We start from the raw sequence: 17,800 nt of genomic DNA, 5'->3' as shown, positions 1-17,800 counted from the left end.
ATGGCGCTCAGGAGCATCACGCTGCACGATTTTGTGATTGTGCAGCGGCTTGATCTGGAGCTGGCAGATGGATTTACCGCCCTGACCGGCGAGACCGGCGCAGGCAAATCCATTTTGATTGATGCCCTGCAACTGGTGCTGGGTGCCCGTGCCGATGCTACCTTGGTACGTGAAGGTGCCAGCCGCACCGATGTCTGTGCAGAGTTTGACAGCCCGCCCGGCCTGCGCCCTTGGCTGCAAGAAACCGGTTTTAGCGCAGACGATGGGCTGCTACTGCGCCGCACAGTCGATAACCAAGGCAAGAGCCGCGCTTGGATTAACGGCACCCCAGCCACGGCAGCACAATTGCGCACGGCGGGTGAGTGGCTGCTGGACATTCACGGCCAACACGCTTGGCAAAGCCTGACCCGCCCTGATGCCGTGCGCTGCTTGCTCGATGCCTATGCAGGAAGCTCAACACAGGAGGTTGCCCGCTGCTGGCAACGCTGGCAAGCTGCCCGCAAAGCGCTAGAGCAGGCGCAAAGCGCGCAAGAGCACCTAGAGCGCGACCGCGAGCGCCTGCAATGGCAAATTGCCGAGCTAGACAAACTGGCCCCCGGCGCCGACGAGTGGGAAGAGCTCAATGCCCAGCACACGCGCCTCAGCCACGCCCAAGCCTTGCTCGATACCGCACAGGCGGCGCTGCAATGGCTCGATGGCGAGGAGCACGGCGCACTGCCCAGCCTGTCGCGGGCCAGCGAGCTGGTGCAAGCCCAACAGCATTTGGAACCAGAGTTTCGCAACCTGCAAGAGTTGCTCGCTTCGAGCTTGGCCCAAGCCGAAGAGGCGGCGCGCTCGCTGCAAGCCTATTTGCGCCATGTCGATCTCGACCCAGAAGGGCTAGCGGCTCTGGACGAGCGCGTTGGACTCTGGCTCACGCTGGCACGCCGCTACAAACGCCCCCCAGCAGAATTGCCTGCACTGCTCAGTGGCTGGAAGCAGGAGTTGCAACGGTTAGATGCTTGTAGCGATTTAGCCACGCTAGAGGCCACGGCAGAACAAACGGCCACGGCGTTTCACGCAGCAGCGCGGCAACTATCGCGCCAACGCGCTCAGGCGGCGCCCAAGCTGTCGCGGGCCATTACCGAAGCCATGCAGTTGCTCGGCATGCAGGGCGGCCACTTTGAAGTTGCTTTAGGCAGCAGCACCCACCCCGGCGCGCATGGCGTTGATGAGGTAGTCTTTTTAATGGCCGGCCATCCGGGGGCAACACCGCGCCCGCTGGGCAAAATTGCTTCTGGGGGCGAGCTATCGCGCATTTCACTGGCCATTGCCGTGACCACCAGCGCCCTAGGCGAGGCCCCGACACTCATTTTTGACGAAGTCGATGCCGGTGTGGGTGGTGCTGTGGCTGAGGCCGTGGGGCGGCTCATGCGCCAGTTGGGCCAAGACCGGCAGGTGCTGGCCGTCACGCATCTGCCCCAAGTGGCAGCGCAAGCGCACCGGCATTTGCTGGTAGCCAAGCACCGTAGCAGCCAAGGCAGCAGCAGCACAGTGCAGGCTGTCACAGCAGCGCAGCGCGTGCAAGAAATTGCCCGCATGCTGGGCGGCCAGCAGCTTTCGCCCACCAGTTTGGCGCACGCGCAAGAAATGCTTGATCTGGCCCCCACCACTACGCTGGAGACCATCCCATGAGTCTGGAAATCGCTTTAATCACCGGTATGTCAGGTTCGGGCAAATCGGTAGCGCTGCGCGCCCTTGAAGATGCCGGTTACTACTGCGTAGACAACCTGCCGCCAGAGTTGCTCTCGGCCTTTTTGGCGCTAGAGCACCAGCACCACGGCAACCGCGTTGCAATTGCGATGGATGTGCGCAGCGGTGCCTCACTGGCACAGGTACCACAGGCATTGCAGCGCCAGCGCGAGCAGGGCGTGGTGGTACGCTCGATTTTTCTGGATGCTACCACCGACACCTTGGTGCGACGCTTTTCTGAAACCCGCCGCCGCCACCCCCTGTCCCACGATGAGGGCCTCGACCAGCGCAGGGTGCTGGTGCAGGCGATTGAGCTAGAGCGTGAACTGCTGGCCGACCTGCGCGAGCACGCCGATGTGATTGACACCAGCACCATCCGCGCCGCCCAATTGCAAGGTTATATCAAAGGCTTGATGTCGGCCACGCCGCAGCAATTAACGCTGGTGTTCCAGTCTTTTGCTTTTAAACGTGGCATTCCGGTCGATGCCGACTATGTGTTTGATGTGCGGATGTTGCCCAATCCCCACTATGAGCCGGGGCTGAAAGACCTGACCGGACTGGATGCCCCAGTGGCAGACTATCTGTGCCAACAGCCTGAAGTGGTACAAATGCAAAGCCAAATCACGCAATTTTTAGAGCACTGGCTAGACCTGCTGGCCAGCAACCACCGCAGCTATGTCACGGTGGCTATTGGCTGCACTGGAGGCCAGCACCGCTCGGTCTATCTGGTCGAGCGCTTGGCAGCGCATTTCCAATCGCGCTGGGTGGCACTGCGCCGCCACCGCGAGATGGATGCCCGCACCCTGCCCTAACTATCACACCACTTTTTGAAGGAAAAATACCACCATGCCAACGATTGATCTTTATCCAGCCGAAGGTTATGCCGGTGATGTCTCGCCACCACTGGCGTGGCAATGGGTGCAGCAAGGCGAGGCCGTGCTGGTGGATGTGCGCAGCAGCGCCGAGCTGGCTTGGGTAGGCCAAGTGCCCGGTGCGGTGCCTGTGGTTTGGAAAGAATGGCCCAGCATGGCCATGAACCCTGATTTTGATGCCCAACTGCGCGCCGCCGTGCCCGCTGGGCAAAAAGTGTTGCTGCTGTGCCGCAGTGGTGTGCGCTCTGTAGCGGCAGCACGCCGGGCTGCCGAACTGGGCCTGACGGCCTACAACATTCTGGAGGGTTTTGAAGGCGACCCCGACAGCCAAGGCCAGCGCGGCCACCGGGGTGGCTGGCGCTTTCATGGCTTGCCTTGGCGTCAAGGGTAAGCCGCACCCCCCATCTCTGCTGCGGATTACAGCGGCGGAATACGTAGTTTTTGCCCCGGATAAATTTTGTCTGGGTGGCTGAGCATAGGCTGGTTGGCCTCAAAAATCTTGGGGTACTTGTTGGCATCGCCGTAAAACTTTTTGGCGATGGCCGACAGGGTATCGCCACGCACCACATCGTGGTACTGCGCTTCAGGCTCAGGGGCAGCCACGCTCATTTGGTTATCCACATGGATAACGCCAGAGACGTTACCGCAACACAACGTCACTTTTTCTTTGGCCGCTTGCGTGGGAGCTTGGCCCTGCACCGTGACTTGGCCTTGCACACCGTCGTAGCCTACCTGCACCTCACTGACACCTAGGTTTTGCGTGGCAATGTAGGCGGCAATAGCCTCAGCGGCCTTGGCATTGCGCTCTTCTTGCGACGGGCCGTCTGGTGTGGCAGCTGCTGCCTCTTTGCCACCCAACAGCTTTTCACCCGCTTCTTTGATAAAACTAAAAAGACCCATGTGTTTTCTCCTGTAGTGGCTCGATTGCGATGTTGCACTGTAGCGCCAAACAGCGCACTACAGTAGAGTAAAAAAGTGTGTCAAGAAAACTCGTGATAATGCGGCGCATGACTTTTTTGGCCATTGACATCGGCAACACCCGCCTTAAATGGGCGCTGTACGACGCCCCTCACCCCGGTGCGGCACTGCTGGCGCAAGGCGCCGAATTTCTCGACCATGTGGATCGGCTGGCTGAGGGCGGCTGGGCGCAACTGCCTGCACCCAGCAAAATGCTCGGCTGTGTGGTGGCGGGGGACGCCATCAAGCGCCGCGTCGAAGAGCAAATGGAGCTGTGGGATGTATCAGCACAATGGGTGGTGGCCTCAGCGCAAGAAGCTGGGCTGCGCAATGGTTACGACCACCCAGCGCGCTTGGGCTGCGACCGCTGGGTAGCCATGATTGGCGCACGCCAGCGCTTGCTGGCCCAAGGCCCGGCCCGCCCGCTGGTGGTAGTGATGGTGGGTACTGCCGTGACCGTAGAGGCCATTGATGCCCAAGGGCATTTTTTGGGTGGCATTATTTTGCCGGGGCACGGCATCATGCTGCGGGCGCTAGAGTCGGGCACGGCAGGGCTGCATGTGCCCACAGGCGAGGTGCGTATGTTTCCTACCAACACCAGCGATGCCCTGACCAGTGGCGGCACCTTTGCCATTGCCGGGGCCATAGAGCGCATGGTGCAGCATGTGATGGCGCATTGTGGTGCCGAGCCTGCCTGCATGATGACAGGCGGTGCGGGCTGGAAAATGGCCCCCAGCATGGGCCGCCCCTTTGAGCTGGTAGACAACCTGATTTTTGATGGCCTGCTAGAGATTGCAGCTCGGCGCTTTGCTCCCTAGCCGGCGGGGGGCCTCACGGCCCGGGTTTAATGCTCACTGGGTGGTAGCAACGATGCTGTGGCACCCCAGTCTTCAGTGGCCAGCTCGGTCTGGGCCGTTTCGGCGGCCAAGTACTGCGCGGCATCCAGCGCTGTGGTGCGGGCGGCCTGTTCGTAGAGCATGGTGGCCTCGTCAATGCGGGCCTCACCTTCAAGCATGATGAGGGCGTTGGCGTATTCGATGCGGCCCAAGGCCGATTCGGGTTGCAGTTGCAACGCCTCATGAAACATGCGCAAGGCAGTGTCTTTTTTGGCACCATAGGTCATGCCGCCAATCAGGGGGCCTACCTTGTCAATCACTTCGGCATGAAAAGCGCCCAAAGCAATACGGGCATCAGCATGGGCAGGCGCTAGAGTCATGGCACGCTCTAGGGACTGCTTGACTTTGTTGCCCACACCTTGGGCCAAAGCCCGCGCTACGCTAATGCCTTGGCTATAGTGTTGCAAGGCATAGCCATGGCAGTACCAAGCATTGGCATTGCCCGGTTCATTTTGCGTTTGCACTAGGGCACGCTCTGCGGCCTCTATCAACAAGTCTTGTCGATTGCGTTCGCGTTTTTCGAGATAGCGGGCATAGGTGATGGTGGCCACGTTGGCTACCGTGCTCCCAACTGCACCCGCAGCCAAACCGACCTGCATGGCCTGCTCAAAATGCCCGTTGTGGAACAGCGCCCATGCCGCCAGCACCGACGGATCAGACGGCAGAGGCTCTTGGTCTCCTAGATGGAGATGCTGCCACTGTGCAACCAAGTTGGCACTGTCGTACTGATAGCGGTGGGGGTAGGGGAAGAGGGTCCATTTCGCCATGGGCGAATCTCCTGTGCGAGGCACGGTGGGTGATGTGGGCGTTGGCACCAGCAGTGACACAAGGGCAGCCGCAGGCACCCTTCCCCTCCACTCTATCTAGCTCAGAGGTAAATTGCACGCTGCAATGCAGCATGCTCCCCATCAAACCCCTGAGCAGCCTCCACTTTAGGCGCAGGCGATGCCGTCCACAAACACCTTGAGCTCTCCGGCACGGAATGGGTGCCATGTCTCGTTGCTGGTCAGTGGGGCCGTGACGATGACGGCCACCCGGTCGGTGGGGGCGGTTTGGGTAGAAAAATCAACACGCATATCCTCATCAGCCAATTGGGCCTCGGCAAAGGGGTGTTGGCGTTCGATGTAATAGAGATGGGTGGAGGCGTGCGCCCACAATGCCTGACCATTGGAGAGCAAAAAATTAAACGTGCCATGCGGGGCGATGCGCGCAGCCAGCTCGCGCAGGGTCAGGGTCAGTTCAGGGATGCTGGGCACATCGGCATGGGACTTGGCCAACTCTTGCATGATCCAGCAAAAAGCGTGTTCGCTGTCGGTGCTGCCCACCGGATGAAAATGGCTGTGCAGGCGTGGGCGAAAGTCTTTCAAATCACCATTGTGGGCAAAAACCCAGTAGCGCCCCCACAGCTCGCGCACAAAGGGGTGGCAGTTTTCTAGGCTGACTACGCCTTGGGTAGCCTTGCGGATATGGGCAATGACGTTGCAGCTTTGGATCGGGTAGTGGCGGATCAGGTCAGCAATGGGTGAATCGACGGCCCGCTGATGATCGACAAAATGGCGCACCCCTTTGTTCTCAAAAAAGGCAATGCCCCAGCCGTCGCAGTGATCACCAGTATGCCCAGCGCGTTGGGCAAAACCACTGAAGCTAAAGGTAACGTCGGTGGGCGTGTTGCTGTTCATTCCAAGCAATTGGCACATAGCAGGGCTTTCGCAATCGAGCAGAAAATTTTAGGAAGCAGGCAGGCTGCTGGTGGTGGCTGGCGCTGGTGGCACGCGTAACTGCCAAGCGGCCACCAAGGCCAGCAGGCACAGGACACCCAGCATTAAAAAGGATTCACCAAAGGCGGCCAAGCGCTCGGTACTGTGGCCTGTGGTGTGCAACGAGGCACCATGCGCGGCCAACCGCCATTCGAGCACAATACCGCACAGCCCTACTCCAGCCGCGCCACCCAAGGTACGCAAAAAGCTGATGGCACTGGAGCCTTGCGAGATCAATGACTTTTCTAATGGGCGCATAGCACCTAGGTTGAGCGAGGGCAGCACAAAGCCCAGCCCAATGCGCCCAATCACGGTAAAGACCACCAGCACCCACAAAGACATCTCTTGGCGCACCCACACCATCAAGATAAAGGACAGCGCCATCAGCGCCAGCCCCATCATTACCAGCCGGTGCGTAGGTTGGCGGTCAGCCATGCGACCCACCAGCGGGATGGTGGTGGCCAACACCAGCCCCGCAGGCAACATAATGGCCCCGACATGGGAGGCGGACAGGCTCAAACCCACCTGCATAAACACTGGCAGCAGGTAGGTAGAGCCAAACAGTGCTGTGCCATAAATAAAAGCCACTACGCTACCCATGGCAAACGGGCGGTACTGAAAGATGCGCAAGTCCATCAGCGGCTTGTCTCCACGGGCAGCTTGGCGTCGCTGCCACCACACAAAAACCAGCAAGGCCACGAAGGCCATGCCCAACAACGCCCCCGATTGCACCGTCAGGCCGTTATGTAGCATCACCAGCCCATTAAGCAGGCACAGCGTACCGATGGCCCCTAGCAGCAAACCGCGCCAATCCAGTGCTGCCACGTGACGCCCAGCAGACACACCACCGGGGCCAGTGACAGGCACAAACCGATACGCCAACCACAGCGAAGCCAAGCACAGCGGCACCACCATAAAAAAGATAGAGCGCCAGCCCCACCAATCGACCAGCAAACCACCCACACTTGGCCCCAGCGCTGGAGCCAGCACCACGCCCATACCAAAAATGCCACTGGCACGCCCCTGCTCGTGCGGCAGAAAAGCATGCAAGATGATGACGGCTGGAATCGGCTGCACCACGCCCGCCGCCAACCCCTCGGCCACGCGAGCCACCAACACCCAATCAAATTGCTGTGTACTGCCCCCCACCACGCCACCCACCAACAAAAGCAACATGGCCCCGGCATAGGTGCTGCGGTAGCCATAGCGGCCCAATAGCCAAGGGGTAGTGAGCATGGCTACGGCAGTAGCCATCATGAAACCCGAAGACACCCACTGCGCCCGCTCTTGCCCCAAAGCAAAATGCTGACTCATGCCCGGAATAGCCACATTGACCACCGTGGACGACATGATGGAGGCCATCGTGCCCACCATCACCGACAGCAACAACAGCCAGCGGTAGCGCTCACCATAGCGCTCTTTGAGTACCGCCAGAGAATCTATGCTGCTCATGAAGGCAAGCCCTTTTGGCCTTGTGCGCAGGTGGGGCAGATGCAGCGCTGGCCGCGCTCTTGCTCTGGCAACAAGGCTAATGCCAAGAGGCTCACCGGGGTATTCATACACCAGCAACTTTGCGACCGTCGGCCCAAAGCTACTGCACATTGGTTAGGCTGGCCACATAAAGGACAAGAGGCCATCCAAGAAAGGTGTCGGAGAGTATCGTCGGTGTTCATGGTGTCGGCCTAAAGCTGGTACGAAGTTGAAGATGGGCGCTAGCGCTGTGCCAGCACCTCGCCAATAGCTTGATCTTTTTCTTGCCAAAGCCCATCCAGCCAAGTTTGCAACTGCACCCGCTGCTTAGCACCGGCCTTGAGCAGTTCAGGCGGAATGGGCCGCAACTGCACCTGCACCACCACGTCGCCTAGGCGGCCACACAGGGCATCCATAAAACTGGGTACTTTGTTGGGGTACACAATGGTGACGTCGATCAAGCCATCGAGCAAATCGCTCAACGTGCCCAGGGCCATCGTGACGGCACCGGCTTTCGGGGCCAGCAGGTGCTGGTAGGGCGATGGCTGCTGCGCCTGTTTGGCGGCGGTAAAGCGCGTGCCTTCAGCAAAGCTAATCACGGTGGTGGGCACATGGCGAAACTTCTCGCAGGCGGCCTTGGCATCGCGCAAGTCTTTGCGCGCCGTGCCGCCGCCACTGCCCCGGCGCATGAACGGAAAATCCAACGCCCACCACGCCAAATTAAGCACGGGCACATAGAGCAATTCACGTTTCAAGAAAAACTTGAGCATAGGCACGCGCCGGTTAAGCACCCGTTGCAGCACCAAAATATCCATCCAACTTTGGTGGTTGCACACCAATAAATACCAACCGTCTGGGCGCAACTCTGGCGCTAGTTCTACCTGCCAGTGGCTACGGTTAACGCTACCGAGCCAAAAATTGTTCAAATCAATCCACAGCGCTGGAATACGGTTGAGGATGCGATCCGTCCAACGGCGCACTGGCACCAACGGCACCAGCAGTTTGAGCAAGGCCAGCGGCACCATCAGGGTACAAAAAAGCAGGCTGTTGCACAGCAGCACCAGCGCAGCAAAACAGAACTTCAGGGCAGCAAGCATGGCAAAACAAAGCAGAAAAAGCCCAGCAGCAGGCACCACAGTGGCACCTGCACAGCGGGCGTCAAAGAAGGTGAGGGCAGGCCACCGCCGTCATGCCAGCGTGCCTGCACCCGCTCAAAGGGTTTTGAACACGTCGCGGGCCACCGCGATGGTGTCGTCAATGTCTTGGGCTGTGTGCGCCGCACTGACAAACCCAGCCTCGTACAGCGCTGGAGCAATGTAGACCCCGCGATCCAGCAAGCCGTGGAACAGCCGGTTAAAGCGTGCGCCATCGCTGCGCATCACTTGGCCGTAGTTGCTGGGCAGCTCTGGCAGCAAGAAAAAGCCAAACATGCCGCCTTCACAGTCGGCGCTAAACGGCACACCTTCGGCAGCGGCAGCAGCCATCAGCCCATCCACCAAGCGGCGCGTGGATGCTGACAAGGACTCAAAAAAGCCCGGCTGGCTGATGGCGCGCAGCGTAGCCAGCCCACAGGCGGTAGCCACCGGGTTGCCCGACAGGGTGCCCGCTTGGTACACCGCGCCCAACGGGGCCATCTGTTCCATCACGGCCCGTTTGCCACCAAAGGCCGCCAGCGGCATACCGCCGCCAATTACCTTGCCCATCACCGTGAGGTCGGGTTCAAAGCCGGGAATGTCGCGGGCATACACGCTTTGCGCGCCGCCCAGTGCCACCCGAAAACCGTTCATGACCTCATCAAACACCAGCAAGGCACCGTATTGGCTACACAACTCGCGGCAACGGCGCATAAACGGTACGCTGGCGCGCACAAAGTTCATGTTGCCTGCAATGGGTTCAATCATCACGCAGGCCAAATCGGCACCGTGTAGCGCAAAGGCTTCTTCCAGTTGGGTGATGTTGTTGTATTCCAACACCACCGTGTGCTGCACCACTTCAGGCGGCACACCAGCGCTGGTAGCACTGCCAAAAGTAGCCAACCCCGAACCGGCCTTGACCAGCAAGGCATCAGCATGGCCGTGGTAACAGCCCTCAAACTTGATGATTTTGCTGCGCCCCGTAGCACCACGGGCCAAACGGATGGCACTCATGCCCGCCTCGGTGCCCGAACTGACCAATCGCACCATCTCCAGTGAGGGCACGAGCGCAATGATGGCCTCGGCCAGTTCAATCTCGCGCTCAGTGGGTGCGCCAAAAGAGAAACCTTCTAACGCTGCCTTTTGCACGGCCTCTAGCACCGCCGGGTGGCCGTGGCCCAAAATCATCGGCCCCCAAGAGCCGATATAGTCAATAAAGCGCTGTCCATTGGCATCCCACATATAAGCGCCTTGGGCGCGCTCAATAAAGCGGGGGGTGCCGCCCACGGCCTTAAAGGCGCGCACGGGAGAGTTTACGCCCCCCGGAATAACGGCCTTGGCGCGTTCAAACAGGGGCAGATTGCGATCAGTGTTGTGTGTCATGGGAAGGAAAAACAAAGCCATCGACGCTGGGAATGTCGTCGCTGTCGGTATCGGTGCCGTCGGTACTGGCATCCTCTTCAGGCGCGGCCCAAAACAGGCGGTCGGGCACAATATGGCCCATGCCGGGCCGAAAACCATTTTCTAAGCAGTGGTCTAGGTAGCCTAGAGCCTCGCCACAGGCCTCGCCCAAATCGCTGCCCGTAGCCAGCAAAGCCGCCAAAGCCGCTGAGAGCGTATCGCCCGCGCCAATAAAGGTGCCGTCAAACAGCTCAAACGAGCCACTGCCCAGCACCACATCGGGCGAGGCCAACACGTTCTCTACCATCTGATGGGGTTGGGGGATGCCCGTGACCAAGGTAAAGGGCGTGCCCATTGCCGCCGCCGCAGTGGCAATATCGCGGGCACTGGGGCTGTGCTCGCCCTCCCAGTCGGGCAGCAGCCAACGCCACAGCGTACTGTGGTTCCCCACCAACACTGACGTTTGCGGCAGCAACAACTCGCGAAAGGCATCAAGGTAGCTGTCAATGCGGCCCTCTTGCCACCAAGACAGATCGGGCAGATAGGACACCAGCGGCACCTCGGCATAGTCCGCAGCCAAGGCGGCAATGGTGCTGATGTTTTCGGGGCTACCGACAAAACCGACCTTGATCAGGCGCACGGGCAGGTCTTCGAGTACGGCACGGGCCTGCTCTAGCACGGCCTCATCGTCTAGGCTGAAATGGTCAAAAATGTTACGCGTATCGCGGGCATAGGCCCCTGTGAGCACAGCACAAGGGTGGCAACCCACCGAGGTCAGGGTACTGATGTCGGCGGCCAGACCGCCAGCACCGCTGGGGTCGTTGGCATTGAATACCATGACACAGACAGGCTGCTCGGCCTGTGCCGCAGGATCGCTGGCGGGGGGAGGTGAGGCTGTCATGGACCCCTCTCAAAAGGGTGGCACGGAAACGGCGAGCCGCAAGATGGACTAGATACAATCATTGCATTCTACGTGAAGGCCCTTTAAGCTGTCTGCGGCCCCCACAGTGGGCGGGTGTTGCAAGCGCTGGCTTGTCCACGGTATGAGAGCTTGGCTTATTCTTTCCATCGGGAGCGGTGACAATTGACAACAACTGGTACAACTTTCAAGGTGCTCGTGGTGGATGACAGCAACACCATCCGACGCAGTGCAGAAATATTTCTCAAGCAAGGCGGCCACGAAGTGTTATTGGCCGACGACGGTTTTGACGCACTGGCCAAAGTGAACGATTATCAGCCGCAACTGATTTTTTGCGATATTTTGATGCCCAAACTCGATGGTTACCAAACCGTGGCGATCATCAAACGCAATGCCCGTTTTGCCAACACGCCTGTAGTCATGCTGTCGTCCAAAGACGGGGTTTTTGACAAAGCCCGTGGCCGAATGGTGGGCTGCCAAGAGTACCTCACTAAACCTTTTACCAAAGACCAACTGCTGCACGCTGTGCAACAGTTTGGTAAGTCCTATCAAGGAGCGATCTAATGCCCATCCAAAAAGTGCTGGTTGTCGATGATTCCAAGACCGAGCTGATGTATCTAACCGATCTTCTGCAAAAAAAAGGGTTGCAGGTGCGCACCGCAGAAAATGCTGAAGAAGCCTTCCGGCGCTTGGCCGAAGACAAACCTGACCTGATTTTGATGGACGTGGTCATGCCCGGTCAAAACGGCTTTCAGCTCACGCGCGCCATCTCGCGCGATCCGCAATACGCAGAGATCCCGATCATCATGTGTACCAGCAAAAACCAAGAGACCGATCGCGTCTGGGGTATGCGCCAAGGCGCGCGCGGCTACATCACCAAGCCGGTCGATGCGGCAGAGTTGCAAGCCAAAATCGATGCCTTGAACTGACCCTCCAGCGTCGCTTATGGCCAACAGAGAAGCACTGCGCGATCTCCAAACCCGACTCGCCACCCGCCTACAGGCAGCCAAAAACGAGGAGCTGTCCGTTTCCTCGTGGCTGGCCGTTGAATCGGGCGGGCAACCCTACCTACTGCCACTGGGCCACGCCGGGGAGATTTTTCCTTGGTCTGCACTCCAGATGGTGCCCTACACCCAAAAATGGTTCTTGGGCGTAGCCAACTTGCGCGGTAATCTGTTTGGCGTAGTCGATCTGGCGGTTTTTTTGGGGGGCACGCCGCTGCGCACAGAGCAAACGCTGTCCGAGACCAGCCTGCTGGTCTTCAATGCCGCACTAGAGGTCAATGCGGCACTGCTGGTAGACCGATTGGCCGGGTTGCGCAGCTTAGAGGCTTTTGTCAGCTCTGCCCCCCCACCAGACGATGCACCGGCCTTTTTGGGCCACCTCTATATAGATGCACAAGGCACCCGCTGGCAGGAGTTAAACCTGCAGCAGCTCTCGCAACACCCCCCCTTTTTGAGCATCAGCGCTTGAGTTTCTCTCTTTGAAGGTTTGCCCCCATGTCCGTCGTCACCAAACTTGGCAGCATGTTCAGTCGCCAACCTGCAAAAACTGATGGAGCTGCGGAGCAGGATTCACTGGTGGGGGCTTCGCTAGACAGCAATCTGCGCGAAGTCTTTCCCGAAGAAGCGCTCAACAGCGTACAGATGGAGCACAACGGTGGCTACGGCGGTGAGGCCACCGACCAGCCCAGCCCCGGCGAGCTGATTGATCTGCCCCTGTTGGGCCCGGCGGTGGCTGCCAGCCACCAGCGGCGTTTGTTGATCCTGCTGGCTATTGGCGTGGTGGTGGTGGCCTTGATTGCCGGCTGGGTGTTGCGCCAAGCAGACTCTGCAGCCCAACAGCTGGCCGCCACTGGGCAGGCGCTGATGCAGTCACAGCGGTTGGCTAAGTCGGTATCGCAGGCGCTAGTGGGCAGCAACCAAGCCTTTGCGGATGTGCAAGAAAGCGCTGGCGTGTTGGCACGCAACGTACGCGCCCTGAAAGAGGGCGATAGCGAACTAGGCGTGCAAAGCTTGGGCGAGCCGTTCAAGCCCGAACTCGATGCCATTGCACCGTTAATTGAGCACGCTGACCACAACGCGGGCGTGGTGATGGGGCAGCAAAAAATCCTGACCCAGGTCGGTGATGCGCTGCGCACCGTCAACCGCCAATCGTCCGATCTGCTAGAAATCGCCGAAACCATCGTCGCCCTCAAAATTCAGCAAAATTCCTCTGCTGCAGAAATTTTTGGGGCAGGGCAATTGGTGATGTTGACCCAACGTATTGGCAAATCGGCCAATGAGTTTCAAACCACCGAGGGCGTCAGCCCTGAGGCTGTGTTTTTGCTGGGCAAGGACTTGAACTCTTTCAAAGAAATCTCCCAAGGCTTGCTCGATGGCAATACCGAATTGAGCCTGCCTGCCGCCCGTGATCGCCAAACCCGCGAATATCTGCAATCGCTCATCAACCTCTATGAGCAAACGCGGGTGCAGGCCAGTGCCATTTTGGGCAACTTGCAAGGTTTGGTATCGGCTCGCGAAGCCCAAAACGCCATCATTGGTGAGAGCGAACCCCTACGCCGCCACCTAGAGGGCTTGCAAACCAAGCTCTCGGCGCAAACGGGCATGGGCATGGGCCAATTTGCCGCGCTGCTGCTGGCTGCCACGTTTGTGGTGCTGTGCGGTGTCGGTATTTCGCGCGTGCAACTGCTCGATAGCCGCAACCGCCAACAGGCGGCTGAATTGCAAAACAAGAACGCACAGCGCCAAGAGCAAGAAGCCAAGCGCATCAACGATGCCAACCAAGCTGCTATTTTGCGTTTGATGAACGAACTGCAATCGGTGGCTGAAGGGGATTTGACCCAAGAAGCTACCGTGACCGAAGACATCACTGGCGCGATTGCCGACTCAGTGAACTACACGGTGGAAGAACTGCGCGTACTGGTGGGCAGCGTGCAAAACACCGCTACACGCGTGGCCCAAACCACAGCGCAGGTCGATAGCACCTCCACCGAGCTGCTAGCGGCCTCTACCGAGCAACTGCGTGAGATTCGCGAAACGGGCCGTTCGGTACTAGAAATGGCCTCGCGCATTAACGAGGTGTCTACCCAAGCGCAAGAGTCTGCCACGGTGGCGCGCCAATCGTTGCAAGCGGCTGATTCGGGTTTGCAAGCGGTGCAAAACGCTATCGGCGGTATGAATGCCATCCGCGACCAAATTCAAGACACTTCCAAGCGGATCAAGCGGCTGGGTGAATCGTCACAAGAGATTGGTGAAATTACCGAGCTGATCTCTGACATTACCGAACAAACCAACGTGCTGGCCTTAAACGCAGCTATTCAAGCGGCGTCTGCGGGTGAAGCCGGGCGCGGCTTCTCGGTGGTGGCTGAAGAAGTGCAGCGCTTGGCCGAGCGCTCTGCCGATGCGACGCGCCAAATCTCGGCGCTGGTGAAAGCCATTCAGACCGACACCCAAGATGCCGTGGCCGCTATGGAACGCTCCACCCAAGGGGTGGTGGAAGGGGCCCGCCTGTCTGACAGCGCCGGTACCGCCCTGTCTGAGATTGACCAAGTGTCGCGCCGTTTGGCCGAGCTGATCGAGCAAATTTCGTCCGAAACCTCCAGTGAAGCCACACTGGCGAACGAGATGGCCGAAAACATCCAGCACATTTTTGCTGTGACGGAGCAAACTGGTGAGGGCACCCGTACTACGGCCCAGCAGGTGCGTGAACTGTCACACATGGCAGAAGAATTGCGCCAGTCGGTCGCCCGGTTCAAGATTGCCTGAACCTCTGGGTTCCTCGTTGAACGCCCTCTGAACAACCTTATGGCTCTGCGTGGCCGGGAATGAAGCATGTCGATGATTGAGGCCAACCAAGCACTCGCCACCGAGGTCAGCCAAGGCGAACAAGACCTAGGGCCGCTGGCCTGGGTACTCGAAGAACTGCGCAAGTCGCTCGATGGCGCGGTCAAGGCGTTGCGCCGGTTTGTTCATGATGCCGAGGCTGCCCAAGCCTCCGACTTGGCAGCCTTGGATGCCAGCTCGCTGCGCATGGCACGCCAGCAATTGCACCAAGCCAGTGGCGCACTGGAAATGATTGGCATGGACTCGCCAGCGCTGGTGCTGCGTGCGATGGAAGCGGCTGTGCAACGCTATGTGCAACGCCCTGAACTGTGCTCTGACCAAGCTGCGGCCACGCTGGAGCGGGCCAGCTTTGCACTGAGCGAATACCTAGACACCGTGCTGGCAGGCAAGAATGTGTCGGCAGTGGCGTTGTTTCCGCAATACCGCGACGTGCAAACCTTGGCCGGTGCCGACCGCTCCCACCCCGCTGACCTCTGGCCCACAGAGCGGCGCTTGCGCGAGCCTGCTACCGCTGTAGAGGCCGCAGCGCTGGTCTATGGCCCAGAAGCGCGTTCGCGCCTAGATCAGGCGGTGTTAAAAATCGTCAAGACCGGCAGCCCGGAAGCGGCGCGCGATCTGCACAACCTATCGCTAGGACTAGCGGCTGGGGCCAGCGATAAATCGGTACGTACCTTCTGGAAGATTTGCGCTGGCTTTTTTGAAGCGTTTGCCTCGGGCTTGTTTCCTGCCGATGTGTACGCCAAGCGGGCGGCCTCACGGGTATTGATGCAATATGCCACGCTGGCCAAGGGTGACACCCACCTGACCGACCGGCTGGTGCAGGACTTGCTGTTTTTTTGCTCCCAAGCCCGCCCTTCACCTGCCCCGCAAACACCAGCCCTCGAAGCAGTACGCCAAACCTTTGCCTTACAGCGTTTTGTACCTGTAGATTACGAAGCACAGCGTTTTGGCCGTTTCGATCCTACCGTACTAGCCCAAGCGCGCAAGCGCATTGCCACAGCCACCGAAACCTGGTCTTCGCTGGCAGGCGGCGACCGCAACAAGCTCAAACCTGCGTCCGATCAGTTCAGTCTGGTGTGTGACTCTCTACGTAAACTCCACCCCAGTAGTGAAGTGCTGGCACAGTCCCTGAGCAAAGTGGTGGAGGGCACACTGCGTTCGGGCGAGCCACCACCCCCGGCTTTGGCGATGGAGGTAGCCACCTCGGTGCTGTACCTACAAGCTGCCTTTGAGGAACTTGACACCGCAGAAGAGCACATGGCACAACGCGCCCGCCGGCTGGCCGAGCGGCTAGACAATGTGCGCATGGGCGGCGAACCAGAACCGCTAGAACACTGGATGGAAGAACTGTACCGCCGTGTCAGTGACCACCAGACGATGGGCAGTGTGGTCGATGAGCTGCGCGTGACGCTGGGCGAGGCCGAACGGGCGATGGACCAGTTCTTTCGCAAACCCGAAGACACCGGGCCGCTGGCTGCGGTGCCCGGACATTTGTCGCAAATGCGCGGCGTGCTGTCGGTGTTGGGCTTGGATCAAGCATCGCTGGCCGTGGTGCGTATGCGCGACACCATTGAGCGCCTGTTGCTAAGAGAAGTCCAAGATGCCAATGAGCGCCAGCAGGTTTTTGAAAAACTAGGCAACAGTTTAGGGGCCTTGGGTTTCTTGATTGACATGCTCAGTTACCAGCGCACGCTGGCGCGCAAACTGTTTGTTTACGACGAAGAACTGGGAGAACTGCGCTCGCTGATGGGGCGCGCCCGACCCCAAGTAAGCAACGACGAGGAAGAAGACGCTGAGGCCAACACCGAAGCCCAGGCCCCCGTACCACCACCAGAAGTCACGCCCCCCAAGGTGTCAGCACCGGCCCCGGTGGTAGCGGTGGCTCCTGCCATTGCTTCTGTGGCCCCTGTGGTGATCACGCCACCAGTGCAAGCCACGGTGGCTGCGGCCCCTCCTCCCCCCCCAGCACAAGCCCCGACCCCAATTGCTCCCCCAGTAACAGCAACACCAGCCACCCCCGTCACCGCCGTGCGCCAAATGGTGGACATGGACGACGAGTTGCTCGACATTTTTCTGGAAGAAGCCAAAGAGGTGGTCAGCAACGGTTTGGCAGCGGTGGCCGCACTGCAAGACAACCCTGCCGACCTGAGCGAGCAAACCACCCTGCGCCGAGCATTCCATACCCTCAAAGGTAGCTCGCGTATGGTCGGGCTGAACGAGTTTGGCGAAGCTGGCTGGTCAATGGAGCAGCTACTCAATGCTTGGCTGGCCGAACAAAAACCGGTGCAGCAGCCGTTGCTGCAACTGTCGGGCGATGCTTTGCGTGCTTTTGATCGCTGGGCCGATGACATCGCGCAAGGCCGCTTTGACGGCTGGCAGGCCGCGCCCTTCTGCACTTCTGCCGATGCCCTGCGGTTAGAAAACAAGGTCGTGCCGTTGCTGCTAGGTACCGACACCACCGCAGTACCATCCTCTACGCAGGCAACACCCACAGAGCTGCCCGGTTTAGGCATCGATATGGTGCCTGCGGCGTGGCCAGAATTGGCACTCACCATGCCACAGGCGACAGCATCTGCCTCTGCGGCTCCGCTGGAATGGGCTTTTACCGAGCCAGCCCCACTGATGAGCGAGACCGCACCAGAAGCCGCAGCCCCACTACCAGAAATCCTTGCCGAAGAGATAGACTTTTCACAATTTGCTGCGGCTTTGGAAGCGACAACGGCTGCCCCCGACACTGCACTAGCCGAAGCACAAGCCAAAGCCCAAGCTGAAGCTGAAGCCTTGGCCCGCGCCGCAGAAGAACAAGCCCGCGCTGAGGC

The 17,800-nt window shown here is 59.4% G+C and carries 17 protein-coding genes; 9 read left to right on the top strand and 8 right to left on the bottom strand.

Annotated elements, in window-relative coordinates:
- The 3 genes from recN to BMX55_RS06940 are packed head-to-tail and all read left to right on the top strand — an operon-like array spanning position 1 to position 2,994.
- Positions 1–1,674 carry a DNA repair protein RecN gene (gene recN, locus BMX55_RS06950; RefSeq protein WP_091455013.1) on the top strand — a complete coding sequence of 558 codons (1,674 nt, stop codon included), beginning with the start codon at positions 1–3 and terminating at the stop codon, positions 1,672–1,674.
- Complete coding sequence (gene rapZ, locus BMX55_RS06945; protein WP_091455009.1) at positions 1,671–2,543, top strand: RNase adapter RapZ; 873 nt, start codon at positions 1,671–1,673, stop codon at positions 2,541–2,543. The genes recN and rapZ overlap by 4 nt, the downstream gene beginning before the upstream one ends.
- A 34-nt stretch (positions 2,544–2,577) precedes the next feature.
- Positions 2,578–2,994 (top strand): rhodanese-like domain-containing protein, encoded by a 417-nt coding sequence (locus tag BMX55_RS06940; protein ID WP_091455006.1) that lies wholly within the window; start codon positions 2,578–2,580, stop codon positions 2,992–2,994.
- A gap of 26 nt (positions 2,995–3,020) precedes the next feature.
- Here BMX55_RS06940 and lysM read toward each other — a convergent pair whose 3' ends face one another.
- Entirely contained in the window at positions 3,021–3,503 is a 483-nt protein-coding gene (gene lysM, locus BMX55_RS06935) for a peptidoglycan-binding protein LysM (RefSeq protein ID WP_091455004.1), read from the bottom strand.
- Between the two features lie 107 nt (positions 3,504–3,610).
- Here lysM and BMX55_RS06930 point away from each other — a divergent pair, with 107 nt between their 5' ends.
- Positions 3,611–4,378: a type III pantothenate kinase gene (locus tag BMX55_RS06930; RefSeq protein WP_091455667.1), complete on the top strand. Its 768-nt coding sequence runs from the start codon at positions 3,611–3,613 to the stop codon at positions 4,376–4,378.
- A 26-nt stretch (positions 4,379–4,404) separates the two neighbouring features.
- On the opposite strand, the gene BMX55_RS06925 is transcribed toward BMX55_RS06930, so the two are convergent.
- From BMX55_RS06925 to thiD, 7 genes are all read right to left on the bottom strand, one after another.
- Positions 4,405–5,223 (bottom strand): tetratricopeptide repeat protein, encoded by an 819-nt coding sequence (locus BMX55_RS06925; RefSeq protein ID WP_091455001.1) that lies wholly within the window; start codon positions 5,221–5,223, stop codon positions 4,405–4,407.
- Between the two features lie 165 nt (positions 5,224–5,388).
- On the bottom strand, positions 5,389–6,153 hold the full coding sequence (locus tag BMX55_RS06920) for a class II glutamine amidotransferase (RefSeq protein ID WP_091454998.1): 765 nt from the start codon (positions 6,151–6,153) through the stop codon (positions 5,389–5,391).
- A gap of 30 nt (positions 6,154–6,183) precedes the next feature.
- On the bottom strand, positions 6,184–7,665 hold the full coding sequence (locus BMX55_RS06915) for a DHA2 family efflux MFS transporter permease subunit (protein ID WP_091454994.1): 1,482 nt from the start codon (positions 7,663–7,665) through the stop codon (positions 6,184–6,186).
- On the bottom strand, positions 7,662–7,850 hold the full coding sequence (locus tag BMX55_RS06910) for a cysteine-rich CWC family protein (protein WP_091454990.1): 189 nt from the start codon (positions 7,848–7,850) through the stop codon (positions 7,662–7,664). Before BMX55_RS06910 ends, BMX55_RS06915 begins: the two co-directional genes overlap by 4 nt.
- Before the next feature lie 75 nt (positions 7,851–7,925).
- A complete protein-coding gene (locus BMX55_RS06905) occupies positions 7,926–8,780 on the bottom strand; it encodes an acyltransferase (RefSeq protein ID WP_091454987.1) in 855 nt (284 codons plus the stop codon).
- 114 nt (positions 8,781–8,894) lie between these two features.
- Entirely contained in the window at positions 8,895–10,199 is a 1,305-nt protein-coding gene (gene hemL / locus BMX55_RS06900; protein ID WP_091454983.1) for a glutamate-1-semialdehyde 2,1-aminomutase, read from the bottom strand.
- A complete protein-coding gene (gene thiD / locus BMX55_RS06895; protein WP_091454980.1) occupies positions 10,183–11,118 on the bottom strand; it encodes a bifunctional hydroxymethylpyrimidine kinase/phosphomethylpyrimidine kinase in 936 nt (311 codons plus the stop codon). The genes hemL and thiD overlap by 17 nt, the downstream gene beginning before the upstream one ends.
- Positions 11,119–11,301: 183 nt before the next feature.
- Here thiD and BMX55_RS06890 point away from each other — a divergent pair, with 183 nt between their 5' ends.
- The 5 genes from BMX55_RS06890 to BMX55_RS06870 form a co-directional block, all read left to right on the top strand.
- Positions 11,302–11,700 (top strand): response regulator, encoded by a 399-nt coding sequence (locus tag BMX55_RS06890; RefSeq protein ID WP_091454976.1) that lies wholly within the window; start codon positions 11,302–11,304, stop codon positions 11,698–11,700.
- A complete protein-coding gene (locus tag BMX55_RS06885; protein ID WP_091454972.1) occupies positions 11,700–12,065 on the top strand; it encodes a response regulator in 366 nt (121 codons plus the stop codon). Before BMX55_RS06890 ends, BMX55_RS06885 begins: the two co-directional genes overlap by 1 nt.
- Before the next feature lie 16 nt (positions 12,066–12,081).
- Positions 12,082–12,609 (top strand): chemotaxis protein CheW, encoded by a 528-nt coding sequence (locus BMX55_RS06880; protein ID WP_091454969.1) that lies wholly within the window; start codon positions 12,082–12,084, stop codon positions 12,607–12,609.
- Between the two features lie 26 nt (positions 12,610–12,635).
- The gene (locus BMX55_RS06875) at positions 12,636–14,903 is read left to right on the top strand and encodes a methyl-accepting chemotaxis protein (RefSeq protein WP_091454965.1); all 2,268 of its coding nucleotides are present in this window, start codon (positions 12,636–12,638) and stop codon (positions 14,901–14,903) included.
- Between the two features lie 66 nt (positions 14,904–14,969).
- The coding region (locus BMX55_RS06870) for a FimL-related protein (protein ID WP_177172842.1) at positions 14,970–17,800 on the top strand (2,831 nt) is incomplete at its 3' end.

The sequence above is a fragment of the Giesbergeria anulus genome, assembly GCF_900111115.1.
GTDB classification, from domain to species: Bacteria; Pseudomonadota; Gammaproteobacteria; order Burkholderiales; family Burkholderiaceae_C; genus Simplicispira; species Simplicispira anulus.
Note: the sequence above shows the minus strand (reverse complement) of the source record. Positions and strands in the feature narration are given on the sequence as shown.